The organism is Massilia sp. UYP32, assembly GCF_050434365.1.
GTDB lineage: Bacteria > Pseudomonadota > Gammaproteobacteria > Burkholderiales > Burkholderiaceae_D > Telluria > Telluria timonae.
This window is the reverse complement of record NZ_JBNDIK010000014.1, coordinates 13,072-35,237: the sequence shown is the minus strand read 5'-3', so window position 1 is coordinate 35,237 and position 22,166 is coordinate 13,072. Positions and strand designations below refer to the sequence as shown.

Genomic DNA, 22,166 nt, shown 5'->3' with positions numbered 1-22,166 from the left:
AAAATGCCGCCGCAGCAGGGCCGGGGCGGCATTTTTCATGCGGAGCGGGTAGCTCAGACCACCGCGCCGTCGGTCTCGTCCTTTTCCTTGATCGGCTTGATCAGGTCTTCGCGCTTGACGCCCAGCCACATGGCCACGGCCGCCGCCACGAACACCGACGAATAGATGCCGAAGCAGATGCCGATGGCCAGTGCGATCGCGAAGTAATGCAGCGCATAGCCGCCGAAGAACAGCATCGACAGCACCATCATGAGGGTCGAGCCGTGGGTGATGATGGTGCGCGAGATGGTGCTGGTGATCGCGTGGTCGATCACTTCCGAGGTCGACATCTTGCGCTGCCTGCGGAACATCTCGCGGATACGGTCGAAGATGACGACCGATTCGTTGACCGAATAGCCCAGCACCGCCAGGGTGGCCGCCAGCACCGTCAGCGAGAATTCCCACTGGAAGAAGGCGAAGAAGCCCAGGATGATGACCACGTCGTGCAGGTTGGCGACCACGGCGGCGACGGCGAATTTCCATTCGAAGCGGATCGCCAGGTAGATCATGATGCCGACGATCACCATGATCAGTGCGTTCAGGCCGTTTTGCGCGAGTTCTTCGCCGACCGACGGACCGACGAATTCCACGCGCTGCAGGCTGATCAGTTCTTCACCGGAAGCGCTGGCGCAGCTGGTGTGGTTGACGACTTCACCCTTTTCGGTCGTGGTCTGGCTCTGCTTCGGCGCACCGCCGTCGGCGGCGCAGATGGCGTTGAAGACGCGCGCCGAGGTACTGGCCGCTTCCGTGCCTTCCAGGATCGGCAGGCGCAGCATGATGTCCTGGGCGGTGCCGAAGCTGGCCACCTCAGGGTGCGAATAGCCCATGCCGCGCAGCGTGTCGCGGATCTTTTCCTGGTTGGCCGCATGCGGATAACGCAGCTCCATCACGGTACCGCCGGTGAACTCCACCGAGAAGTTCAGGCCTTTGCTGAACAGGAAGAACACCGCAGCGACGAAGGTCAGCACCGAGATCGCATTGAGGATCAGGGCGTGACGCATGAACGGGATGTCCCGTTTGATCTTGAAAAATTCCATGTCAGTCTCGAGTCCTTACTTCTTGGTGGGCGACATGCCCGGCTGCCAGACCGTGCCGATCGAAATCTTGGTCAGTTTCTTCTTGCGGCCGTACCACAGGTTGGCGAAGCCACGGGCCACGACAACCGCCGAGAACATCGAGGTCAGGATGCCCAGGCAGTGCACGACGGCGAAGCCGCGCACCGGACCGGAACCGAAGATCAGCAGCGCCAGGCCGACGATCAGGGTGGTCACGTTGGAGTCGACGATGGTGTCCCAGGCGTGCTTGGAACCGGCCGCGATCGCCGCCTGCGGCGGGGCGCCGGCGCGCAACTCTTCGCGGATGCGCTCGTTGACCAGCACGTTGGAGTCGATCGCGACGCCCAGCGCCAGCGCGATGGCGGCGATGCCCGGCAGGGTAAGCGTAATACCCAGGATCGACAGCAGGGCCAGCAGGAACAGCACGTTGGCCGCCAGCGCCAGCGCCGAGAACACGCCGAACAGGTGGTAGTAGACGATCATGAAGACCGCGATCGCCACGAAGCCCCAGATGGTCGAGTGCAGGCCGCGTTCGATGTTCTCGGCGCCCAGCTGCGGGCCGATCACGCGTTCCTCGACGAATTCCATCGGCGCCGACAACGCGCCGGAGCGCAGCAGCAGGGCCAGTTCGTTGGCGTCCTGCGAGGTGCCCATATTGGTGATCTGGAAGGTCGAACCCAGTTCGCTCTGGATGGTCGGGGCCGACAGCACGTTGTAGACGCCCTTCTCTTTCAGCAGGATCGCCATGCGCTTGCCGACGTTGTCGCGGGTCGCCTGGCGGATGCGGCGGCCGCCGTCGCCGTTGAGGTCGATCGAGACGGCGGGCTGCTGGTTCTGGTCGAAGCTGGCGGTGGCGCTCGAGATGTAGTCGCCGGTCAGGATGATGTCGCGCGACAGCACGACTGGGGCGCCGCGGCCTTCGGTGAACAGCTCGGAATTGAGCGGGATGGCGGCCGACAGCTCGGTGCCCGGGGTCACGGTCTGGTCGACCATGCGCAGCTCGAGGGTCGCGGTGCGGCCGATGATGTCCTTGGCGCGCGCCACGTCCTGCACGCCCGGCAGCTGGACCACGATGCGGTCGGCGCCCTGCTGCTGGATGATCGGCTCGGTGGTGCCCAGCTCATTGATACGCTTGGACAGGGTCACGATGTTCTGCTTGACGCCGTCTTCGACGCTGCGCTTGATCGCGTCCGGCTTGAGGCTGACGACCAGCTTCTGGTCGGCGCCGTCGGCGGCGTCGGCGAAGTTCAGCTCGTTCGAGCGCGAGGTCAGCACATTGCGTGCGGCGGAGCGGGTCGCGGCGTCGCGGAAGCGCACTTCGATGGTGTCGCCCACGCGCTCGATGCCGGCGTGGCGCACGTTCTCGTCGCGCAGGTTGCTGCGCACGCTGGCCTGCAGCGCCTTGACCTTGTTGTCGATCACGTCCCTGGTATTGACCTGCAGCAGGAAGTGCACGCCGCCGCGCAAGTCGAGGCCGAGGCTCATCGGGCCGGCGCCGATCTTTTCCATCCAGGCCGGGGTATTGGTGACCAGGTTGACGGTGACGATGTAATCGGGGTTGGCCGGGTCGCGGTTCAGTTCGCGTTCCAGGGCCAGCTTGGCCTTGAATTGTTCTTCGGTGCCGGCGAAGCGCACACGCACCGACGTCGTGTGACCGGTGCCTTCGAGGGAGAGTCCGGTATGGGGAATGCCGGCACGCTTGAGCGCATCCTCGACCAGGGTGGTGGAGGCGCTGGTGATGTTCAGGGTCGAACGGCCCGATGTCACCTGCAACGCCGGCGTTTCGCCGAAGTAGTTAGGCGCCGTGTACAACGCGCCGAGCAGCAGCGCGATGACGATCATTAGGTATTTCCAGACGGGATAGCGATTCATAGTGTTCCGGCGTTCAGGTTGGGCAGTGCGGCTCGCGGGCCGCACGGAGCTTGCTCTTACAGGGCTTTCAGGGTGCCCTTCGGCAGCAGGGTGGTCACTGCGTTCTTCTGCACGGTGATTTCGGTGCCGGTGGCGATCTCCAGGGTCACGTAGGCGTCGGTCACTTTCGAGACGCGGCCCACGATGCCGCCAGCGGTGACGACTTCATCGCCCTTGGTCAGTGCATCCATCATCGCTTTCAGCTCGCGCTGGCGTTTCTGCTGAGGACGGATCATCAGGAAGTACATGACCACGAACATCAGGATCAGCGGCAGGAAGGTCGTCAGGCTGCCCATGATGCCTGGGTCAGCGGCGGCGGTTTGCGCGTAAGCGTTGGAAATGAACACAAGAACTCCGATTGTGAAGTTAAAAAAATAAGCGGTGTATTCTAGCATCGGCCAGTCGCCGAAAACCAAATCTGGAGGTAGGTGATCTTGCTTTTCGGTATTGCAAGAGCTTGCTAGAAATTAAATTCCGGCGCCGCCGTCAATACGGCAGCGCCCGGCTCAGCGGGTAAGCAAGTGCTTACACGCCGCGCGCGCGGCCCGCATTGAACTCGATGCGGAACTCGTTGAAACGGTCGGCATCGATGGCATCGCGCATTTCCTGCATGAGTTTCAGGTAGTAATGCAGGTTGTGGATCGTGTTCAGGCGGGCGCCCAGGATTTCGTTCGAGCGGTGCAGATGGTGCAGGTAGGCGCGCGAGAAGTTCTTGCAGCAATAGCAATCGCAGCTCTCGTCCAGCGGCGCCTGGTCGTCCTTGTAGCGCGCATTCTTGATCTTGACGTCGCCGAAGCGGGTGAACAGCCAGCCATTGCGCGCATTCCGGGTCGGCATCACGCAGTCGAACATGTCGACGCCGTTCGCCACGCCGTCGACCAGGTCTTCCGGCGTGCCGACGCCCATCAGGTAGTGCGGCTTGTTCTCGGGCAGGCGCGGGCCGACGTGGGCCAGGATGCGCTTCATGTCTTCCTTCGGTTCGCCCACCGACAGGCCGCCGATCGCCAGGCCCGGGAAATTAATGTCCTCGAGGCCGGCCAGCGACTCGTCGCGCAGGTGCTCGTACATGCCGCCCTGGACGATGCCGAACAGCGCGTTCGGGTTGCCGCCGCCGGTGAATTCGTTCATCGAACGCTGGGCCCAGCGCAGCGACATGCGCATCGACTTGGCCGCTTCTTCCGCGGTGGCCGGGCGGCCGTCGATTTCATAGGGCGTGCATTCGTCGAACTGCATCACGATGTCCGAGTTCAGCGCGCGCTGGATCTGCATCGAGATCTCGGGCGACAGGAACTGGCGCGAGCCATCGATCGGCGAGGCGAACTTGACGCCCTCTTCCGTGATCTTGCGCATGGCGCCGAGCGAAAACACCTGGAAGCCGCCCGAGTCGGTCAGGATCGGCTTGTCCCAGCCCATGAATTGATGCAGGCCGCCGAACTTGTTCATCACGTCCACGCCGGGACGCAGCCACAGGTGGAAGGTGTTACCCAGGATGATCTGCGAGCCGACTTCCTTGAGTTCGACCGGCGACATGGCCTTGACCGAACCGTAGGTGCCGACCGGCATGAAGATCGGGGTTTCGATGGTACCGTGGTTCAGCTTCAGGCGGCCGCGGCGGGCGTGCGACAGGCCGCTGGTGTCTTTCTTGAGCAGAGTAAATTCGAGCATCGTTTTTCTATCAACGTGAAGTGGTCGTCAGCAGCATGGCGTCGCCATAGCTGAAGAAGCGGTATTCGTTGGCGATCGCATGCGCATAGGCCTTGCGGATCGGTTCAAAGCCGGCGAAGGCCGACACCAGCATCAGCAGGGTCGACTTGGGCAGGTGGAAGTTGGTGACCAGGCGTGTGACGGTCTTGAAGGTGTAGCCGGGCGTGATGAACAGCGCGGTATCGGCGCTGCCGGCGACCAGCTCGCCGCTTTGCGAGGCCGATTCCAGCGCGCGCAGGCTGGTGGTGCCGACGGCGACCACGTCGCGGCCCGCCGCTTTCGCGGCGCGCACCGCGTCCACCGTCTCTTGCGAGATGGTGTACCACTCGGTGTGCATCTTGTGCTCGCTCAAATCCTCGACCCGCACCGGCTGGAAGGTGCCGGCGCCGACGTGCAGGGTGACGTAGGCGAACTTGACGCCTTTTTGCGCCAACTTGTCGAGCAGCGGCTGGTCGAAGTGCAGGCCGGCCGTCGGGGCGGCGACCGCGCCCGGCTCTTTCGAGTACACGGTCTGGTAGCGCTGCTCGTCGAATTCGTCGGCGCTGTGCTCGATATACGGCGGCAGCGGCAGGCGGCCGTGGGCTTCGATCAGCTCGAACACGTCGCCCTCGAAGTGGAGCGTAAAGAATTCGCCGGCGCGTGCGCCGGTGGTGACGTCGAAGGCATCGGCCAGGCGGATGCGGTTGCCCGGCTTGGGCGATTTGGAAGCGCGCACCTGGGCCAGCACGGTGCGGTCGTCGAGCACGCGCTCGACCAGCACCTCGACCTGGCCGCCGGTTTCCTTGACGCCGAAGAAGCGCGCCTTGAGCACGCGGGTATTGTTCATCACCAAGAGGTCGCCCGGCTGGAGCTGGTCGACGATGTCGGAGAAATGGCGATCAAGGATCTGATCACCGTCGAGCTGCAAAAGGCGTGAGGCGCTGCGGTCCGGCAGCGGCAGCTGCGCGATGCGCTCGGGGGGCAGCTCGAAGTCGAAATCGGAAAGCGAGTACATTATTCTCAATTCTGGGAAAATAAGCGCTGCCAGCTTTACAATACAGGCTCCAGCGCTGATGGCGAACCTTCTATTTTACGCCAGCGAGCGCCATTTTGCCGCGATATGCCCGCCTCCAAGACCACAAATCCACCCAAGACCCTCGAAAGCAAGCTCGCCCGCCTCGGACTGCGCAGCGACATGGACCTGGTATTGCACCTGCCGATGCGCTACGAGGACGAGACCCAGATCGTGTCCATCCGCGAGGCTTGCCTGCGCGGCGGCCACGTGTCGCAGGTCGAAGGCGTGGTGACCAAGAACGAAATCTCGTTCAAGCCGCGGCGCCAGCTGCTGGTGACCATCGCCGACGAATCGGGCGATCTGCTGCTGCGCTTCATGAACTTCTATGGCAGCCAGGTCAAGCAGATGGCCGAAGGCGTGCGCATCCGGGCGCGTGGCGAACTGAAACACGGCTTCTTCGGGGCCGAGATGGTGCACCCCGCTTATAAAGTGGTCAACGAAGGCGCGCCGCTGCCGAATTCACTCACGCCCGTCTACCCGGCCGGCGAAGGCCTGTCGCAGACGGTGCTGCGGCGCGCGATCGCCGATGCGATGAAGCGGATCGACTGGAGCGATACCGTCCCTGCCGGCATCCGCGCCAAGATGGGACTGATCGACTTCGAGCCGGCCGTGAAGCTGCTGCACTATCCGCCGGCCGACGTCGACGAACATGCGCTGGGAGAGAAGTCGCATCCGGCCTGGGAACGCATGAAGTTCGACGAGCTGCTGGCGCAGCAGCTGTCGCTGAAACGGGCGCAGCGCGCGCGGCGCGAAAAAGGCGCGCCGCATCTACGTGCAGTGGGCAAGTTGTCCGAAGCCTTCCTGGCGGCGCTGCCGTTCAAGCTCACCGGCGCCCAGCAGCGCGTGGTCGAAGAGATCCGCACGGACCTAGCAGAAGGCTATCCGATGCAGCGCCTGCTGCAGGGCGACGTCGGCAGCGGCAAGACCGTGGTCTCGGCGCTGGCCGCCGCGCAGGCGATCGACAGCGGCTATCAGGCGGCGCTGATGGCGCCGACCGAGATCCTGGCCGAGCAGCATTTCAGGAAGATCGCGGCCTGGATGGAGCCGCTCGGCGTGAAAGTCGCCTGGCTCACCGGCAGCCTCAAGAAAAAAGAGAAGGCCGCCTCCAACGAGTTGATCGAGTCGGGCGAGGCGAACCTGGTGATCGGCACCCATGCGCTGATCCAGGACACGGTGCAGTTCGCGAAACTGGGCCTGGTGATCGTCGACGAACAGCACCGCTTCGGCGTCGGCCAGCGCCTCACCCTGCGCAACAAGGGCAGCGACGGCCTGGTGCCGCACCAGCTCATGATGTCGGCCACCCCGATCCCGCGCACGCTGGCGATGACGTATTACGCCGACCTCGAGGTGTCGGTGATCGACGAGCTGCCGCCGGGCCGCAGCCCGATCGTCACGCGCGCGATCGACCAGATGCGGCGCGACGAAGTGATCGAACGCGTCTACGCAGCGGCGCTCGAAGGCCGGCAAGTGTACTGGGTCTGCCCGCTGATCGAGGAATCCGAAGCCCTGCAATTGCAGACCGCGACCGAGACCTACGAGACCCTGGCCGAATCGCTGCCCGAGCTGCAGGTGGGGCTGGTGCATGGCCGCATGAAGCCGCTCGAAAAGCAGGAAGTGATGGATGCGTTCACGGCCGGCCAGGTGCACGTGCTGGTGGCGACCACCGTGATCGAGGTCGGCGTCGACGTGCCGAATGCGTCCCTGATGGTGATCGAGCATGCCGAGCGCTTCGGCCTGTCGCAGCTGCACCAGCTGCGTGGGCGCGTGGGTCGCGGCTCGGCGGCCTCGGTGTGCCTGCTGCTGTATCAATCGCCGCTGGGCCAGGTGGCCAAGCAGCGCCTGATGACGATGCGCGAGACCACCGACGGCTTCGAGATCGCGCGGCGCGACCTGGAGATCCGCGGCCCGGGAGAATTCCTGGGCGCGCGCCAGTCGGGCCAGGCGATGCTGCGCTTTGCCGACCTGGAGCTCGATGGCTGGCTGGTCGACCGGGCGCGCGACGTGGCGCAGTATCTGCTCGACGGCGAAAAGCCCGAGAAGATCGCGGTGGTCGATGCGCACCTGGCGCGCTGGCTGGGTGGGCGCGAGGAATTCCTGAAGGTCTGATCGAAAGAAGACGATGAAGCCGGAACAACCATTGAGTATCGATGAACTGCGCGCCCTGGCCTCGGCCTCGGCGCCAGCGCCGGACAGTTGCGCATGCGAGATCGCGAGTTACCCTGGGTGGACGCGCACGCCGGTATCGTTCCCGCAAGCGCAGATGCGCCCGGCCGGCACGCTGGCCGGCGATCCCTACTTTGATCCGACCTTCGCCGAATACCATCCGCACGGGACCAATTACTGGTCGCCGGACGCGCCGATCGCCCTCCACTATTTCCCATACAACCGCTGCGCGGTCCAGCAATGCCGCGTGTGCCTGCGCTACTGCCTCAGCTATGTGGAAGCGGGCGGCTACTATGTCGAGCCGCGCATCCGCGCGCTCGACGTGCGGCATATCGTGGATGCGCCGGTCCCGGATTGAGCGTTCCGCGCCGGGGCTATACCGCGTGCAGGATGGCTGGCTGCGGGGCACCGTCCGACGCCAGGCCCACACGGCAGTGGCCTCCTTCGGTCTGGTGCATCCGCAACAGATCGTACGCCTCGAGCATCGTGCGCAGGTTCTTGTACCCATAGGCCGCGTGGGAAAAGCCGGGGTGAGCCGCCCTCAGATGGTTGCCCAGCGCGCCGAGATCGACCCGGCCATCGGGCGATGACAGCGCCAGCGAGCGTACCGCCTCGACCACGAACCTCGGCCTGCGCTTGACGGCCGCCACAGCCGCTGCAGGTGCCGGCGCGGCCTCCGGCGGCGCCGGCCGGGCCGATTCATGGAACCTGTCGCAGGCGTGGCGCAAGGCCGCCGGTGTTTTCGCCTCACCGAAGACATGCACGCTGGCGCCGCGCTCCTGCAGCTTGCGGCACAGGCCGACGAAATCGGAATCGCTGGTGACGATGACGAAACGGTCGGCGCGCCGGTCCAGCAGCATCTCCAGCGCATCCAGCGCCAGCGCGATGTCCGCCGTATTCTTGCCGGCCACATATTGGAATTGCATGCAGGGGGCGAACCCATGGCGCACCAGCACGTCCTGCCATTTGCTCGCCAGGGCCGTGTGGTTACCGTAACCCCGCCGCAAGGCCACCCGTCCGAGGGTCGATGCAAGCTGCATCGCCTCGCCGATCACGGTCGGCTGCGCATTCTCGCAGTCCACGAGGACGGCGACATTCTGGTCCGGGGTCATATGAGTTCCTTTTGGGCAATTGCGTTTCACTCTAGCAGGATCTCGGCTGGATAAACACGCCCTGCCTCACGATCCGCTAACGCTGTTGCGAGGAACGCACTGTGGGAATCGGTGAGACATCCAGGCTGCGAGGTCGGCTATCTTTGTTGTCTTCCCGACCAACACTGAACCCGGAACCTGCAATGCCACTCATCGGACTTGGACTGCACTTCCTCATCGCCCTCTTCTTCGCGATCCACGCCGTGCGCAACGGTCGCCAGCTGTACTGGCTGCTGATCCTGTTCTCGTTCCCGCTGCTCGGCAGCCTCGCCTACTTCGTCGTGGAATACCTCCCGGCCTCGCGCCTCGAGCGCCGTGGCCGCATCGCCGGGCGGGCGCTCCAGAAGAGTCTCGATGCTGGCCGCGACGTGCGCGACGCACGGAGCGCGTTCGACCTGACGCCGACCGCCCACAACCAGATGCGCCTGGCCGCCGCGCTGCTGGAAGCCGGCGAATCGGAGGAAGCGGTGCGCCATTACGACGCCTGCCTGAACGGACCGTTCGCGGGCGATCCCGAGGTCATCCTGGGCGCCGCGCGCGCCAATGCGGCGCACGGGCAGCCGGCGGCGGCGATTGCGCTGCTGGCGCCGCTGCAGTCGAAGCGTCCGGATTTTCGCGCCGGCGAAGTCGGGCTGGCGCTGGGCCGCGCCTATGCCGCTGATGGTCGGCAGGACGAGGCAGGCGCCGAATTCGAGGCCGTGGTCGAACGCTTCGGCAGCATCGAGGCGCGCGTCGAACTGGCGCTATGGGCGCTTGCCAACGGCAAGGAGGCGGTGGCGCAGCGCGAGCTGAAGGAGGTCAAGCATGCGCGCACGCACATGGAAAAGCATACGCGGGAACTGCACCGGGAGCTGTTCAAACGGCTGGATGCCGCCACCGCGCCAAAGTAGGATCCCGGCCCGCTAGCCGGCAAAGGTCAGCCGGTTCCCGAACGGATCCTTGACGCTCAACTCGCGCGTTTCCCACGGCGTATCTTCGATCGCGGGCCGCGCATAACCATATTGTTTGGCAGCCAGCTCGGCATGCAGGTCATCGATGTCGTCGACCTCGATGCGCAGCGCCGCGCCAGGGCAGCAATCGCCGTGATGCTCGCTCAGGTGCAACACGCAGTCGCCGCGCGACACCTGCAGGTAGAGCGGCATGCCGGGGCCGAAGCGGTGGTCCCAGTCGACCGTGAAGCCGAGGTAGTCGACATAGAACTCGCGCGCCCTGGCTTCATCAAAAATGCGCAGGATCGGCGTGACGCTCCCGAGCTTCATGACGCCCGCCTCAAGCGCGGTCGGCCGCGTAGCGCAGGCCGATCTGGCGCCGGATCTCGTCCATCACGCCCATCAGCGCCAGCGTCTCGTCCTGCGTCATCGACGGGCTTTCCAGCAGCCCCTGCCGCCAGCAGCGCTGGGCTTCGATCGCCTCGTGCACATAGCCGTTGCCGAGATACGGGGTCTCGATCGTGCGCTCGCTGCCGTCTTCGAGCTTGACGGTGACCGAGGTCGCGCGGTGGAACATGGTGTTCATCCGCACCTGGCCGCGCTCGCCCGACACGGTCAGCTCGGCCGGCGAGCGCGCCAGGAAGGAGCAGCTGCACACCGACATGGCGCCGCCTTCATGCTTGAGCGTGAAGCCGGTCTGCACGTCGACGCCGGTCGGTCCCATCTGGGCTTGCGCGCGCACTTCGAGCACGGGACCCAGGAGGCCGGCCGCGACCGACAGCGGATAGATGCCCAGGTCGAGCAGCGCGCCGCCGCCGAGATCGGGATTGAAGACGCGGTGCTCGGGGCCGAAGGCGGCGGCGAAGCCGAAGTCGGCGACGACCTGGCGCGGAGTGCCGATCTCGCCCGAGGCCAGGATGCGCTTCACTTCCAGGTAGGCCGGCAGGTAGCGCGTCCACATCGCCTCCATCAGGAACAGGCGCTTCGAGCGCGCCAGGGTCACCACCTGCTCGGCCTCGCGCAGGTTCATCGTGAACGGCTTCTCGCACAGCACGCCCTTGCCGGCGCGCAGCGCCATCAAGGCGTTGCCGGCATGTTCCGGATGCGGCGTGCCGATGTAGATCAGGTCGATGCCCTCGGCCTGGGCCAGCAGCTCGCACGAGCCGTAGCTGGCCAGCGCGCCGAACTCCTCGGCGAAGGCCGCGGCCTTGTCCGGGCTGCGCGAGCCCACGGCGGCCAGCACGGCGCCCGGCACGTCCTTCAGTGCATTGGCAAAGGCGCGCGAAATCTTGCCCGTGCCGAGAATTCCCCAGCGTACCGCTTCAGCCATCGGCTTCTCCCAATTCAAGCCGTCCGCTTTGGACGGAACACAGTCGTATCCAGATAAAAGTCAGGGTCTTGTCCGGGCCACCAGTCTGGAATGCCCAGCACCTGCAGGGGCGTGAAGCCGCCCGGCGCCAGGGCCTCGCCCGCCAGGCCGGCCGCCACCTCGCGGTCGAGCCAGGCGCGACGCGCGTCCGGCGCCAGCGCAAAGTAGTCGTCGCCGGCGACCACCACCCGCGTATGCGCGGTGATCGCCTTGCGCGGCGCCACCAGCTTTTCCATCAGCGCGTGGCCGAACAGCCAGACCTCGGCGTCCCTGCCGAACAAGTCACGCTTATCGTACAGGGCCTCCAGCCAGCGGTGCGCACGCAAGTCCTCGACCAGCGCGCGCCCGGCGTCATTGTCGCGCACCACCAGCAAGGCCGCGTTCTCGTCGAAGATGGTGGCGGCGTCGCGCGCCGGCCCGCGCGACTTGCCGACGCCGGCCTGCGCGATCTGCGCCGCCTGCAACGCGTTCAGCGCGCGCTTGATACCCGGGAAGGTCTGCCATACCAGCGCATTGAAGAAATCGTGCAGGTTGTCGCGGGTCGGCACCTGGCCGGTGGCGCCGATGAATTCTTCATACGCCATCCCTTCCGGCAGCGCGGCTTGCGGCACGAAGGACAACGGCATGCCGGCGCCATTACGCAGGTCGAGTTCGCGCGCCGCCGCGTTGAAGGCGTCGATGAAGCCATCCGGCGGCGGCGCGGCGCGCTCGAATGCCGGGCGCACCGTGTCGTACCACGGCTGCGCCCAATCGATCGGTGGCAGCACGGTAGTGCTTACACCATCTTCCAGTTGATGCTCTCGCCCGCGTTCAGCGGCACCAGCTGGTGTTCGCCCATCGGCACCGACTCAGGCAGGGTCCAGCTTTCGCGCTTGAGCGTGATGGTGCCCTCGTTGCGCGGCAGGTTGTAGAAGGCCGGGCCGTTGAAGCTGGCGAAGGCTTCCAGCTTGTCGAGCGCGCCGGCCTGGGCGAAGGCTTCGGTGTACATCTCCATCGCGTGCAGCGCGGTGTAGCAGCCGGCGCAGCCGCAGGCGGCATATTTGGTGTGCACCGCGTGCGGGGCCGAGTCGGTGCCCAGGAAGAAGCGCTCGTCGCCGCTGGTGGCGGCGGTGACCAGCGCCAGGCGATGTTCTTCGCGCTTGAGCACCGGCAGGCAGTAGAAATGCGGGCGGATGCCGCCGCGGAAGATCTCGTTGCGGTTGTACAGCAGGTGGTGGGCGGTGATGGTGGCCGCGATCGGGCCCTCGGCTTCGGCCACGTACTGGGCCGCGTCCTTGGTGGTGATGTGTTCGAACACCACGTTCAGGGCCGGCATGTCCTTGCGCAGCGGGCGCATCACGCGCTCGATGAACACGGCTTCGCGGTCGAACAGGTCGATCTCGTTGTCGGTGACTTCGCCATGCACCAGCAGTGGCATGCCGACTTCCTGCATCACTTCCAGCGTCTTGTAGCACTTTTTCAGGTCGGTGACGCCGGCGTCCGAGTTGGTGGTGGCGCCGGCCGGATATAGCTTGACCGCATGGATGAAACCGGTGTCCTGGGCGCGGCGGATCTCGTCCGGATTGGTGTTGTCGGTCAGGTACAGCGTCATCAAGGGCTCGAAGCGCATGCCCTCCGGCAGCGCGGCCAGGATGCGGGCGCGGTACTCGAGGGCGGCGGCGGCCGTGGTCACAGGCGGGCGCAGATTCGGCATCACGATCGCGCGGCCGAACTGTCGTGCGCTGTGCGGCAATACGCTGGCCATCGCCGCGCCGTCGCGCAGGTGCAGGTGCCAGTCGTCTGGACGGGTGATGGTAATGGTGTCTGGGGTCTCGATGGTGGACATGGCGGCTCTCGAAAAACGAATGCCGTATTTTACCCGCGCGGCGGCCCCGAAGGTGCGTTTGACGCACCTCGGAACGGCGCCTGTATTGACCGGCCAGGCATGCAGGCGGGGTAGCCGGGATACCGTTACGTCAACCTTGTAAGCATGCTTGACAGCACTAACAGTGCCTAGGATACTGCGGAACTTGCCATAATCTTCAGAATCACCCGGCCTTCGGTCCTCGAAAACCGGTCACTGCCCGAACAATCCGCCAGCGACAGCGCGATGCGCCGTTGCCGGCCCTGCACAGGTCCACACGACAGGAAGCTTTATGAACAATCGAAACCGCCTGACTACCTTCATCATGATCGCCCTGGTGGTCGGCATCGTGGTCGGCTACCTGGTCAACGCCAATACGGATACGGCGGGCGCGACGAGCTTCTCCGACACGATGTCGCTGATTACCACGATGTTCCTCCGCCTGATCAAGATGATCATCGCGCCGCTGGTGTTCGCGACCCTGGTGGTCGGCATCGCCAGGATGGGCGACGCCAAGGAAGTCGGCCGCATCGGCGTCAAGGCGCTGGGCTGGTTCATGATCGCCTCGGTCATCTCGCTGTCGCTGGGCCTGGTCCTGGTGAACATCTTCCGTCCGGGCGACGCGCTGCACGCGGCGGGCATGATGCCGCCGGTCGACGCGACGTCGGGCATCACCAGCGGCAGCCTGACGATGAAGGACTTCATCACCCACCTGATCCCGACCTCGATCGTCGACGGCATGGCCAAGAACGAGATCCTGCAGATCGTGGTGTTCTCGCTGTTCTTCGGCACCGCGGCCGCCGCCGTCGGCGCGCGCGCCACGCCGATGATCGACGTCATCGACGGCGTCGCCCACGTGATGCTCAAGCTGACCGGCTACGTGATGAACTTCGCCCCGATCGCGGTGTTCGCGGCGGTGGCCGGCATCATCGCCAAGAGCGGCCTGGGCGTGCTGTCGACCTATGGCATCTTCATGGCCCAGTTCTACTTCGGCATCGCGCTGCTGTGGATCGTCCTGATCGGCATCGGCATGGCCGTGATCGGCCCGCGCATCCTGCGCCTGATCTCCGAGCTGCGCGGCCCGACCGTGCTGGCCTTCTCGACCGCCTCGTCCGAAGCCGCCTTCCCGCGCACCCTGGAAAGCCTGGAGCGCTTCGGCGTCAAGAACCGCCTGGCCTCGTTCGTGCTGCCGATCGGCTACTCGTTCAACCTGGACGGCTCGATGATGTACTGCACCTTCGCCGCCGTCTTCATCGCCCAGGCCTACGGCATCGAGCTGTCGCTGGGCACCCAGATCACCATGATGCTGGTGCTGATGCTGACCTCGAAGGGCATGGCCGGCGTGCCGCGCGCCTCGCTGGTCGTGATCGCGGCCACCCTGAACCAGTTCGACATCCCGGAAGCGGGCCTCCTGCTGCTGCTGGCGATCGACCACTTCCTGGACATGGCGCGCTCGGCCACCAACGTGATCGGCAACGGCATCGCCACCGCCGTCGTCGCCAAGTGGGAGGGCGACCTGGGAGAACCGAACAAGGAACCGGCCGTCTCACCGCTGCGATAAGCGTGGCGAACGGCTGCTTGTAGCACCAGGGCCTTCCAGCGATGGAGGGCCTTTTTTTATGCGTCAATAATGAAAAGAGGGAGCGAGAGATGAAACAGATGGTTGCCGCCGGCATGCTGCTGGCCCTGAACAGCGCGCACGCCGCCACCCAGACGGTCGACTGCGGCCGGCTGCTGGACGTCCAGAAAGGCGCCTGGCGCGAGCGCGTCAGCATCGTGATCGAGAACGGCAGCATCGTGTCGGTGGGGCCGATGACCCAGCAGGCCGGCAACATCGACCTGTCGCGCCACAGCTGCCTGCCGGGCCTGATCGACATGCACGTGCACCTGACCAGCGAAACCCAGCCCGCGGTCGACGCCTATCGCGACCGCCTGGCCGCCAATCCGGCCGACATGGCCTATCGTTCGGTGAAGTACGCCGAGCGCACCCTGATGGCCGGCTTCACCACGGTGCGCGACCTGGGCGCCGCCGACAACCTGAACATCTCGCTCAAGCGCGCCATCGCCGCCGGCGAAGTGCCGGGTCCGCGCATGTTCACCGCCGGGAAATCGCTGGCCACCACCGGCGGCCACGCCGACCCGACCAACAACCTGTCGCACTTCCTGTCCGAAAAGATCGGCACGCCCGGCCCGGTCGAAGGTGTATTGAACAGCCCCGAGGAAGCGCGCCAGGCGGTGCGCACCCGCTACAAGGACGGCGCCGACCTGATCAAGGTCACCGCCACCGGCGGCGTCCTGAGCCAGGCCGCCAGCGGCCACAACTCGCAGTACACCGAGGACGAGCTGCGCGCCGTGGTGAGCACCGCGAAGGACTACGGTTTCCGCGTCGCCGCCCACGCCCACGGCGCCGAAGGCATGAAGCGCGCGCTGCGCGTCGGCGTCGACTCGATCGAGCACGGCACCCTGATGGACGACGAGGTCATCGCCCTGTTCAAGAAAGGCGGCGGCTGGTACGTGCCGACCATCTCGGCCGGCCGCTACGTGGCCGACAAGGCGAAGGATCCGAATTACTATTCGGCCCTGGTGCGCCCGAAGGCGGCCGCGATCGGCCCACAGCTGCAAGCCACCTTCGGCCGTGCCTACAAGGCCGGCGTGAAGATCGCCTTCGGCACCGATGCCGGCGTGTTCCCGCACGGCGAGAACGCCAGGGAATTCGGCTACATGGTCGAAGCGGGCATGACGCCGATCGACGCGATCCGCTCGGCCACCGTGAACGCGGCCACCCTGCTCGACCAGCCGAAGCGCCTGGGCGCGGTCGACGCGGGCTTCGCGGCCGACATCATCGCGGTCGAGGGCGACCCCTTGCAGGACGTGAAAGTGCTCGAGCAGGTCAAGTTTGTAATGAAAGATGGCGTGGTCTACAAGAAGCCCTGAGCCGTCAGGAATGCGTGTTCGGCATGGATGGCGCGCCGTCCATGCCCTCCGCCATTTCCAGCGGCGGCGAGGCCACGTCCTCGTCCGGCCGCGCCAGCTGCCGTTCCCACATCTGCGCATACAGGCCCTGCTCCGCCAGCAGCGAATAATGCGTGCCGCGCTCGACGATCCTGCCGTGGTCGAGCACGATGATCTGCTGCGCATCGGCGATCGTCGACAGGCGGTGCGCGATCACCAGGGTCGTGCGGTTCTTCGCGATCTCCTTCAGCTGCGCCTGGATCGCCTGCTCCGAGCGTGAATCGAGGGCCGACGTGGCCTCGTCGAAGATCAGGATCGCCGGATCCTTGAGCAAGGTGCGCGCGATCGCCACCCGCTGCTTTTCGCCGCCCGACAGTTTCAGGCCGCGCTCGCCCACCATGCTCCCGTAGCCGTCCGGCAGGCTCTCGATGAAGTCATGGATCGAGGCCGCGCGCGCGGCCGCCACGATGTCCTCTCGGCTGGCGCCGGGCCGGCCATAGGCGATGTTGTATTCGATCGTGTCGTTGAACAGCACCGTGTCCTGCGGCACGATGCCGATCGCGGCGCGCAGCGATTCCTGGGTGATGTCGCGCAGGTCCTGGCCGTCGATGCGGATCGCGCCGCCGTTCACGTCGTAGAAGCGGAACAGCAGCCGCGACAGGGTCGACTTGCCCGAGCCGCTATGCCCCACCACCGCGGTCGTGGTCCCGGCGGGAATCGTGAAGTCGACATCGAACAGGATTTGCCGCTTGGCCTCGTAGCTGAACTCGACGTGCGAAAACGCGACCTCGGCGCCTTTCGTCACCAATGGCTGGGCCTTGGGACTGTCGGCCACTTCGCGGTTCTGGTCCAGCAGGCCGAACAGGCGTTCCATGTCGGCCAGGCTTTGCTTGATCTCGCGGTAGATCACGCCCAGGAAGTTGAGCGGCAGGTAGAGCTGGATCATGAAGGTATTGACCAGCACCAGGTCGCCCAGGCTCATGGTGCCGGCGATGACGCCCTCGGTCGCGCGCCACAGGATCAGCGTGACGGCGGTCGCGATGATCAGCGACTGTCCGGTGTTCAGGAAGGACAGCGAAGTCTGCGAGCGCACCCCGGCGTTCTCGTAGTTCTTGAGGCCTTCGTCGTAACGCCGCGCCTCGTAGTCCTCGTTGCCGAAGTACTTGACCGTCTCGTAGTTGAGCAGCGAGTCGATCGCCTTGGTGGACGCCTTCGATTCGAGCTCGTTCATGGTGCGCCGGAAGTGCGTGCGCCATTCGGTGACCACCACCGTGAAGCTAATGTAGGACGCCAGCGCCACCGCCGTGATGATGGTGAACCAGATATCGTAGTTGAACACCAGGTAGACCAGCACCAGCGTGATCTCGACCAGGGTCGGCAAGATGTTAAACAGCGAATACGAGATCAGTGAATTGACGCCGCGCGTGCCGCGCTCGATGTCGCGCGTCATGCCGCCGGTCTGGCGGTTCAGGTGGAAGCGCAGCGACAGCGCGTGCAGGTGGCGGAACACCTTGAGCGCGATCGTGCGCACCGCGCGCTGGGTGACGCGCGCGAACAGGAATTCGCGCAGCTCGGTGAACACCGTCATCGACAGGCGCAGCAGGCCGTAGCCGACCAGCAGCCCGAGCGGCAGCACGAGCAGCGCATGCGGGTGGGCCGGGTCGATCGCCAGGCCGTCGATGATCTTCTTGAGCACCAGCGGCACGCCGACGTTGGCCAGTTTTGCGCCGACCAGCGCGGCCATGGCGGCCATCACCCGCCATTTATAGACCCACAGGTAGGGGAACAGGGTTTTGAGGGTGGCCCAGTCGTTGCGGGGACCAGCTTTGGTATCGGGCGGGAGTGGAGCGGAATTGCGGCGCATGACGGGGCTTCGGGATTTATGGTTCAATTCGGGTCGATTGTAGCTTTTACCGAGAATTCACGATGACCACGCTAGACAACACCGTCACCACGCCCACCACGGTCCGCCTCCCCGCAGGCAAAATGCCGGAACTGCGCGTCATGCCCGCCCCTTCCGACGCCAATGTGTACGGCGACGTGTTCGGCGGCTGGATCATGGCCCAGGTCGACCTGGCCGGCTCGCTGCCGGCCACCCGCCGCGCCAACGGCCGCGTGGCGACCATCGCCGTCAACTCCTTCCTGTTCAAGAACCCGGTGTTCGTGGGCGACCTGCTGTCGTTCTACGCCGACATCACCAAGGTCGGCAACACCTCGATCACCGTGTTCGTCGAGGTGTACGCCGAGCGCAACCGCCTGGCGGCCGAGGTGGTCAAGGTGACCGAGGCGACGCTGACCTATGTCGCCACCGGCCCGGACCGCAAGCCGCGCCAGCTGCCGCCGCTCGAATCGCTGGTGGCGCACCGGTAAAGAAAAAGGCCGCCGGATCGGCGGCCTTCGGCATCAGGCGCTCTTCTTCTCGTCGCGCAGTTCGCGCCGCAGGATCTTGCCGACGTTCGTCTTCGGCAGGGTCTCGCGGAACTCGATGAACTTGGGCCGCTTGTAGCCGGTCAGCTGCTCCTTGCAGAACTCCTTGAGCTGTTCGGTGGTGAGGTCGGCGTCCTTCTTCACCACGTACAGCTTCACGGCCTCGCCCGAGTTCTGGTCCGGCACGCCCACGCACGCCACTTCCAGCACGCCCGGGTGCGCGGCCACCACGCCCTCCACTTCGTTCGGATAGACGTTGAAGCCCGAGACCAGGATCATGTCCTTCTTGCGGTCGACGATGCGGGTATAGCCCTTGTCGTCCATGATGCCGATGTCGCCGGTCTTGAAGAAACCGTCCGCGGTCATGACCTTGGCCGTCTCGTCGTCGCGCTGCCAGTAGCCGGCCATCACCTGCGGACCGCGCACGGCGATCTCGCCGGCGGTGCCGAACGGGACTTCGTTGCCCGCCTCGTCCAGGATGCGCAGCTCGGTCGACGGCAGCGGCAGGCCGATGGTGCCGGTGAATTCAGTGATGTCGCAGCGGTTGGCGGTCACCACCGGCGAGGTCTCGGACAGGCCGTAACCCTCGACGATCGGGATGCCGGTGGTCTTGAGCCATTTGTCGGCCACGGCCTTCTGCACGGCCATGCCGCCGCCCGGGCACACCATCAGGCCCGAGAAATCGAGCCTGGCGAAATCGTCGTTGTTGAGCAGGCCGTTGTACAAGGTGTTCACGGCCGGGAAGATGTTGATGCGATAACCGGCCAGCTCCTTGACGAAGCCCTTGATGTCGCGCGGGTTCGGGATCAAGAGGTTCATGCCGCCGATGCGCAGGCCCAGCAGCGCGCAGACCGTGAGCGCATAGATGTGGTACAGCGGCAGCGCGCAGGCGAACTGCGGCTGTTCGCCGGCCTTCAGCTTGGCCAGGGTCGGCCCGAACCAGGCTTCGTTCTGCAGCACGTTGGCGATCACGTGGCGGTGCAGCAGCACCGCGCCCTTCGACACGCCGGTGGTGCCGCCGGTGTACTGCAGGAAGGCGATGTCGTCGTGGCCGATCGCGACCGGCTTGAGGGTTTCGCGGGCGCCTTCGGCCAGCACCTTGTTGAAACCGACCGCGCCCGGCAGCGAATAGGCCGGCACCATCTTCTTGACCTTGCGCACCACCAGGTTGACCAGCGAGCCTTTCAGGCCACCCAGCAGGTCGCCCATGGTGGCCAGGACAATATGTTTCACGTTCGTCTGGCGCACCACCTGCTCCAGCGTGTGGGCGAAGTTCTCGAGCACCACGATCGCCTCGGCGCCCGAGTCGACCAGCTGGTGCTGCAGCTCGCGCGGCGTGTACAGCGGATTGACGTTGACGACCACGTAGCCGGCGCGCAGCACGGCTGCCAGCGCCACCGGATACTGCAGCACGTTCGGCAGCATGATCGCCACGCGCGCGCCGGCTTGAAGGCCGCGCGCCTGCAGCCAGGCCGCCATCCGCTGCGACATCGCATCGAGTTCCGCGAACGTGATGGACTTGCCCATGCAGGCATAGGCCTTGCGGTCGGCGTACTTGCGAAACGCCTCCTCCAGCAAATGCGTCAGCGAGCGGTACTGGGTCGGATCGATCTGAGCCGGCACGCCGTTCTCGTACGACGAGAGCCAAAATTTGTCCATCTGTCCTGCCTTCCTTGTTGGTTCCAATAAAACGCGAAAGCCGCCCGACGGGGCGGCTTTCGCCGGGGTAGTCCCGTCACAATGCTTACGTTACCGTCTCCGGCTGCTTTTTCTCGTCCCTCAGCGCGCGCCTCAGGATCTTGCCGACGTTGGTCTTCGGCAGCTCGTCGCGGAATTCGATGTACTTCGGTCGCTTGTAGCCGGTGAACTGCTGCTTGCAGTAGTCCATCAGCTGTTCGGCCGTGAGGCCAGGGTCTTTCTTTACCACGAATACCTTGACCGCCTCGCCCGAATGGTCGTCGGGCACGCCGACCACGGCGCATTCGAGCACGCCCTCATGGCCGGCGATCACGCCTTCGAGCTCGTTCGGATAGACGTTGAAGCCCGAGACCAGGATCATGTCCTTCTTGCGGTCGACGATCTTCACGTAGCCGCCGGCGTCCATGACGCCGACGTCGCCCGAACGGAAGAAGCCATCGGCCGTCATCACCTTCGCGGTTTCGTCCGGACGGTTCCAGTAGCCGGTCATTACCTGCGGGCCGCGGATCGCGATCTCGCCGATCTCGCCCGGCGCCATGTGGCGGCCTTCGTCGTCGATGATCGCGATGTCGGTCGACGGCACCGGCAGGCCGATGGTGCCCGTGAATTCGGTGCTGTCGGCGCGGTTGCAGGTGGCCACCGGCGAGGTCTCCGACAAGCCGTAGCCTTCGACGATGGCCACGCCGGTGATCTGGCGCCACTTGTCGGCCACCGGCTTTTGCACCGCCATGCCGCCGCCGTTGCACATGCGCAGCGCCGAGAAATCGAGGTGGGCGAAGTCGGGGTTGTTGGCCAGCGCGTTGTACAGCGTGTTCACGGCCGGCAGCATGTTGACGCGGTACTTTGCCAGTTCCTTGACGAAGGCCGGGATGTCGCGCGGGTTCACGATCAGGACGTTCAGGGCGCCCATGCGCATGCCCCACATCGCGCATGCGGTCAGCGCGAAGATGTGGTACAGCGGCAGCGCGCACACGATCGTGACCTGCTCGCCCGCGGCCTGCTGCATGCACGGCTCGGCCCAGGCCTCGGTCTGCAGCACGTTGGCGATCACGTTGCGGTGGGTGAGCGTGGCGCCTTTCGAGACGCCGGTGGTGCCGCCCGTATACTGCAGGAAGGCGACGTCGTCGATCCTGAGCTCGGCCGGCTTGAACGGCATGCGCTCGCCCTGGGCCAGCGCTTCCTTGAAGGTGACCATGTTCGGCAGCGAGAACTCGGGCACCATCTTCTTGACGTTGCGGACCACGAAGTTGACCAGCATGCCCTTCACGCCGCCCAGCATCTCGCCCATGCTGGCCACCACCACGTGGCGCAGCGGGGTCTTGCCCATCACCTTCTGCACGGTGTGGGCAAAGTTTTCCAGCACGATGATCGCTTCGCTGCCCGAGTCGCCGATCTGGTGCTCCAGTTCGCGCGCGGTGTACAGCGGGTTGACGTTGACGACGGTGTAGCCGGCGCGCAGCACGGCGGCCAGCGCGATCGGATACTGCAGCACGTTCGGCATCATGATCGCCACGCGCGCGCCGGGGGCCAGGCCGCGGCTCTGCAGCCAGGCGGCCAGCCGCTTCGAATACGCATCGAGTTCGCCGTAGGTGATGAACTTGTCCATGCACACATAGGCCTTGCGGTCCGCATATTTGCTGAAGGATTCTTCGAGCAAATGCACCAAGGAGCGGTATTGATCCGGATCAATCTCCGCAGGCACGCCCGGGGGATACGACTGCAGCCAAATTTTGTCCATCGCTCACCTCTGTCTCGATTTTTATCGTTCTGGTCGGGCGGCCGGAGGTGTTTGCCGGCGCGCCTGCACACGTGGCTTATAGGTTTGCCATCGCTGATGGTGATGCTATCGGGCAGCGCCCCTGTGCGCAAGC

Annotated in this window: 19 protein-coding genes; 6 read left to right on the top strand and 13 right to left on the bottom strand. The window is 65.3% G+C overall.

Translation table 11 applies throughout. The features are described from left to right. Positions 1-53: 53 nt before the first annotated feature. The 5 genes from secF to queA form a co-directional block, all read right to left on the bottom strand. Positions 54-1,076: a protein translocase subunit SecF gene (gene secF / locus ABIB42_RS12595; RefSeq protein ID WP_429248420.1), complete on the bottom strand. Its 1,023-nt coding sequence runs from the start codon at positions 1,074-1,076 to the stop codon at positions 54-56. 15 nt (positions 1,077-1,091) lie between these two features. Continuing rightward, positions 1,092-2,966, bottom strand: a complete 1,875-nt coding sequence (secD, locus tag ABIB42_RS12590) for a protein translocase subunit SecD (RefSeq protein WP_219861647.1) — start codon at positions 2,964-2,966, stop codon at positions 1,092-1,094. A gap of 56 nt (positions 2,967-3,022) precedes the next feature. Continuing rightward, the gene (gene yajC / locus ABIB42_RS12585; protein ID WP_005664704.1) at positions 3,023-3,352 is read right to left on the bottom strand and encodes a preprotein translocase subunit YajC; all 330 of its coding nucleotides are present in this window, start codon (positions 3,350-3,352) and stop codon (positions 3,023-3,025) included. Positions 3,353-3,530: 178 nt separating this feature from the next. After that, positions 3,531-4,670 (bottom strand): tRNA guanosine(34) transglycosylase Tgt, encoded by a 1,140-nt coding sequence (tgt, locus tag ABIB42_RS12580; RefSeq protein ID WP_184239844.1) that lies wholly within the window; start codon positions 4,668-4,670, stop codon positions 3,531-3,533. A 10-nt stretch (positions 4,671-4,680) separates the two neighbouring features. After that, positions 4,681-5,703: a tRNA preQ1(34) S-adenosylmethionine ribosyltransferase-isomerase QueA gene (queA, locus tag ABIB42_RS12575; protein ID WP_429248419.1), complete on the bottom strand. Its 1,023-nt coding sequence runs from the start codon at positions 5,701-5,703 to the stop codon at positions 4,681-4,683. Positions 5,704-5,808: 105 nt separating this feature from the next. Here queA and recG point away from each other — a divergent pair, with 105 nt between their 5' ends. Together recG and ABIB42_RS12565 are read left to right on the top strand one after the other, a co-directional pair. Then, positions 5,809-7,869, top strand: coding sequence for an ATP-dependent DNA helicase RecG (gene recG / locus ABIB42_RS12570; protein ID WP_005664700.1), 2,061 nt, complete (start codon positions 5,809-5,811; stop codon positions 7,867-7,869). 31 nt (positions 7,870-7,900) lie between these two features. After that, the gene (locus ABIB42_RS12565) at positions 7,901-8,284 is read left to right on the top strand and encodes a hypothetical protein (RefSeq protein WP_157225435.1); all 384 of its coding nucleotides are present in this window, start codon (positions 7,901-7,903) and stop codon (positions 8,282-8,284) included. Positions 8,285-8,300: 16 nt separating this feature from the next. Here the strand turns inward: ABIB42_RS12565 and ABIB42_RS12560 are convergent, their stop codons facing one another. Beyond that, complete coding sequence (locus ABIB42_RS12560; RefSeq protein WP_005664697.1) at positions 8,301-9,038, bottom strand: NYN domain-containing protein; 738 nt, start codon at positions 9,036-9,038, stop codon at positions 8,301-8,303. A gap of 182 nt (positions 9,039-9,220) precedes the next feature. Between ABIB42_RS12560 and ABIB42_RS12555 the strand changes: the two genes are divergently transcribed. Next, complete coding sequence (locus ABIB42_RS12555; protein WP_429248418.1) at positions 9,221-9,967, top strand: hypothetical protein; 747 nt, start codon at positions 9,221-9,223, stop codon at positions 9,965-9,967. Positions 9,968-9,979: 12 nt separating this feature from the next. Here ABIB42_RS12555 and ABIB42_RS12550 read toward each other — a convergent pair whose 3' ends face one another. From ABIB42_RS12550 to pyrC, 4 genes are read right to left on the bottom strand one after another with little or no spacing between them, the layout of a single operon-like run. Next, positions 9,980-10,336, bottom strand: a complete 357-nt coding sequence (locus ABIB42_RS12550; RefSeq protein ID WP_005664693.1) for a glyoxalase superfamily protein — start codon at positions 10,334-10,336, stop codon at positions 9,980-9,982. Between the two features lie 10 nt (positions 10,337-10,346). Beyond that, the gene (locus ABIB42_RS12545) at positions 10,347-11,336 is read right to left on the bottom strand and encodes a Gfo/Idh/MocA family protein (RefSeq protein WP_219861655.1); all 990 of its coding nucleotides are present in this window, start codon (positions 11,334-11,336) and stop codon (positions 10,347-10,349) included. Positions 11,337-11,350: 14 nt separating this feature from the next. Then, on the bottom strand, positions 11,351-12,142 hold the full coding sequence (locus tag ABIB42_RS12540; RefSeq protein ID WP_219861657.1) for a DUF3025 domain-containing protein: 792 nt from the start codon (positions 12,140-12,142) through the stop codon (positions 11,351-11,353). Between the two features lie 8 nt (positions 12,143-12,150). After that, positions 12,151-13,200, bottom strand: a complete 1,050-nt coding sequence (pyrC, locus tag ABIB42_RS12535) for a dihydroorotase (protein WP_071361144.1) — start codon at positions 13,198-13,200, stop codon at positions 12,151-12,153. Positions 13,201-13,510: 310 nt separating this feature from the next. On the opposite strand from pyrC, the gene ABIB42_RS12530 reads away from it, so the two are divergent. Continuing rightward, entirely contained in the window at positions 13,511-14,779 is a 1,269-nt protein-coding gene (locus tag ABIB42_RS12530; RefSeq protein ID WP_273161820.1) for a dicarboxylate/amino acid:cation symporter, read from the top strand. 89 nt (positions 14,780-14,868) lie between these two features. After that, positions 14,869-16,152 (top strand): metal-dependent hydrolase family protein, encoded by a 1,284-nt coding sequence (locus ABIB42_RS12525; RefSeq protein ID WP_005664685.1) that lies wholly within the window; start codon positions 14,869-14,871, stop codon positions 16,150-16,152. Positions 16,153-16,156: 4 nt separating this feature from the next. On the opposite strand, the gene ABIB42_RS12520 is transcribed toward ABIB42_RS12525, so the two are convergent. After that, positions 16,157-18,034, bottom strand: a complete 1,878-nt coding sequence (locus tag ABIB42_RS12520) for an ABCB family ABC transporter ATP-binding protein/permease (protein ID WP_429248417.1) — start codon at positions 18,032-18,034, stop codon at positions 16,157-16,159. 62 nt (positions 18,035-18,096) lie between these two features. On the opposite strand from ABIB42_RS12520, the gene ABIB42_RS12515 reads away from it, so the two are divergent. Then, positions 18,097-18,540, top strand: a complete 444-nt coding sequence (locus ABIB42_RS12515; protein WP_219861664.1) for an acyl-CoA thioesterase — start codon at positions 18,097-18,099, stop codon at positions 18,538-18,540. Positions 18,541-18,573: 33 nt separating this feature from the next. Here the strand turns inward: ABIB42_RS12515 and ABIB42_RS12510 are convergent, their stop codons facing one another. Together ABIB42_RS12510 and ABIB42_RS12505 are read right to left on the bottom strand one after the other, a co-directional pair. Then, positions 18,574-20,256 (bottom strand): long-chain-fatty-acid--CoA ligase, encoded by a 1,683-nt coding sequence (locus ABIB42_RS12510; protein WP_429248416.1) that lies wholly within the window; start codon positions 20,254-20,256, stop codon positions 18,574-18,576. An 85-nt stretch (positions 20,257-20,341) separates the two neighbouring features. Next, positions 20,342-22,033 carry a long-chain-fatty-acid--CoA ligase gene (locus ABIB42_RS12505; RefSeq protein WP_429248415.1) on the bottom strand — a complete coding sequence of 564 codons (1,692 nt, stop codon included), beginning with the start codon at positions 22,031-22,033 and terminating at the stop codon, positions 20,342-20,344. Positions 22,034-22,166: the final 133 nt, after the last annotated feature.

Bases quoted from the DNA above. Each gene is read 5' to 3' on its own strand.
- ABIB42_RS12510 (WP_429248416.1), bottom strand. From the start codon at position 20,256: ATGGACAAATTTTGGCTCTCGTCGTACGAGAACGGCGTGCCGGCTCAG.
- pyrC (WP_071361144.1), bottom strand. From the start codon at position 13,200: ATGTCCACCATCGAGACCCCAGACACCATTACCATCACCCGTCCAGAC.
- ABIB42_RS12530 (WP_273161820.1), top strand. From the start codon at position 13,511: ATGAACAATCGAAACCGCCTGACTACCTTCATCATGATCGCCCTGGTG.
- queA (WP_429248419.1), bottom strand. From the start codon at position 5,703: ATGTACTCGCTTTCCGATTTCGACTTCGAGCTGCCCCCCGAGCGCATC.
- tgt (WP_184239844.1), bottom strand. From the start codon at position 4,670: ATGCTCGAATTTACTCTGCTCAAGAAAGACACCAGCGGCCTGTCGCAC.
- ABIB42_RS12550 (WP_005664693.1), bottom strand. From the start codon at position 10,336: ATGAAGCTCGGGAGCGTCACGCCGATCCTGCGCATTTTTGATGAAGCC.
- secF (WP_429248420.1), bottom strand. From the start codon at position 1,076: ATGGAATTTTTCAAGATCAAACGGGACATCCCGTTCATGCGTCACGCC.
- ABIB42_RS12525 (WP_005664685.1), top strand. From the start codon at position 14,869: ATGAAACAGATGGTTGCCGCCGGCATGCTGCTGGCCCTGAACAGCGCG.
- ABIB42_RS12505 (WP_429248415.1), bottom strand. From the start codon at position 22,033: ATGGACAAAATTTGGCTGCAGTCGTATCCCCCGGGCGTGCCTGCGGAG.
- ABIB42_RS12520 (WP_429248417.1), bottom strand. From the start codon at position 18,034: ATGCGCCGCAATTCCGCTCCACTCCCGCCCGATACCAAAGCTGGTCCC.
- ABIB42_RS12545 (WP_219861655.1), bottom strand. From the start codon at position 11,336: ATGGCTGAAGCGGTACGCTGGGGAATTCTCGGCACGGGCAAGATTTCG.
- ABIB42_RS12515 (WP_219861664.1), top strand. From the start codon at position 18,097: ATGACCACGCTAGACAACACCGTCACCACGCCCACCACGGTCCGCCTC.
- recG (WP_005664700.1), top strand. From the start codon at position 5,809: ATGCCCGCCTCCAAGACCACAAATCCACCCAAGACCCTCGAAAGCAAG.
- secD (WP_219861647.1), bottom strand. From the start codon at position 2,966: ATGAATCGCTATCCCGTCTGGAAATACCTAATGATCGTCATCGCGCTG.
- ABIB42_RS12560 (WP_005664697.1), bottom strand. From the start codon at position 9,038: ATGACCCCGGACCAGAATGTCGCCGTCCTCGTGGACTGCGAGAATGCG.
- ABIB42_RS12555 (WP_429248418.1), top strand. From the start codon at position 9,221: ATGCCACTCATCGGACTTGGACTGCACTTCCTCATCGCCCTCTTCTTC.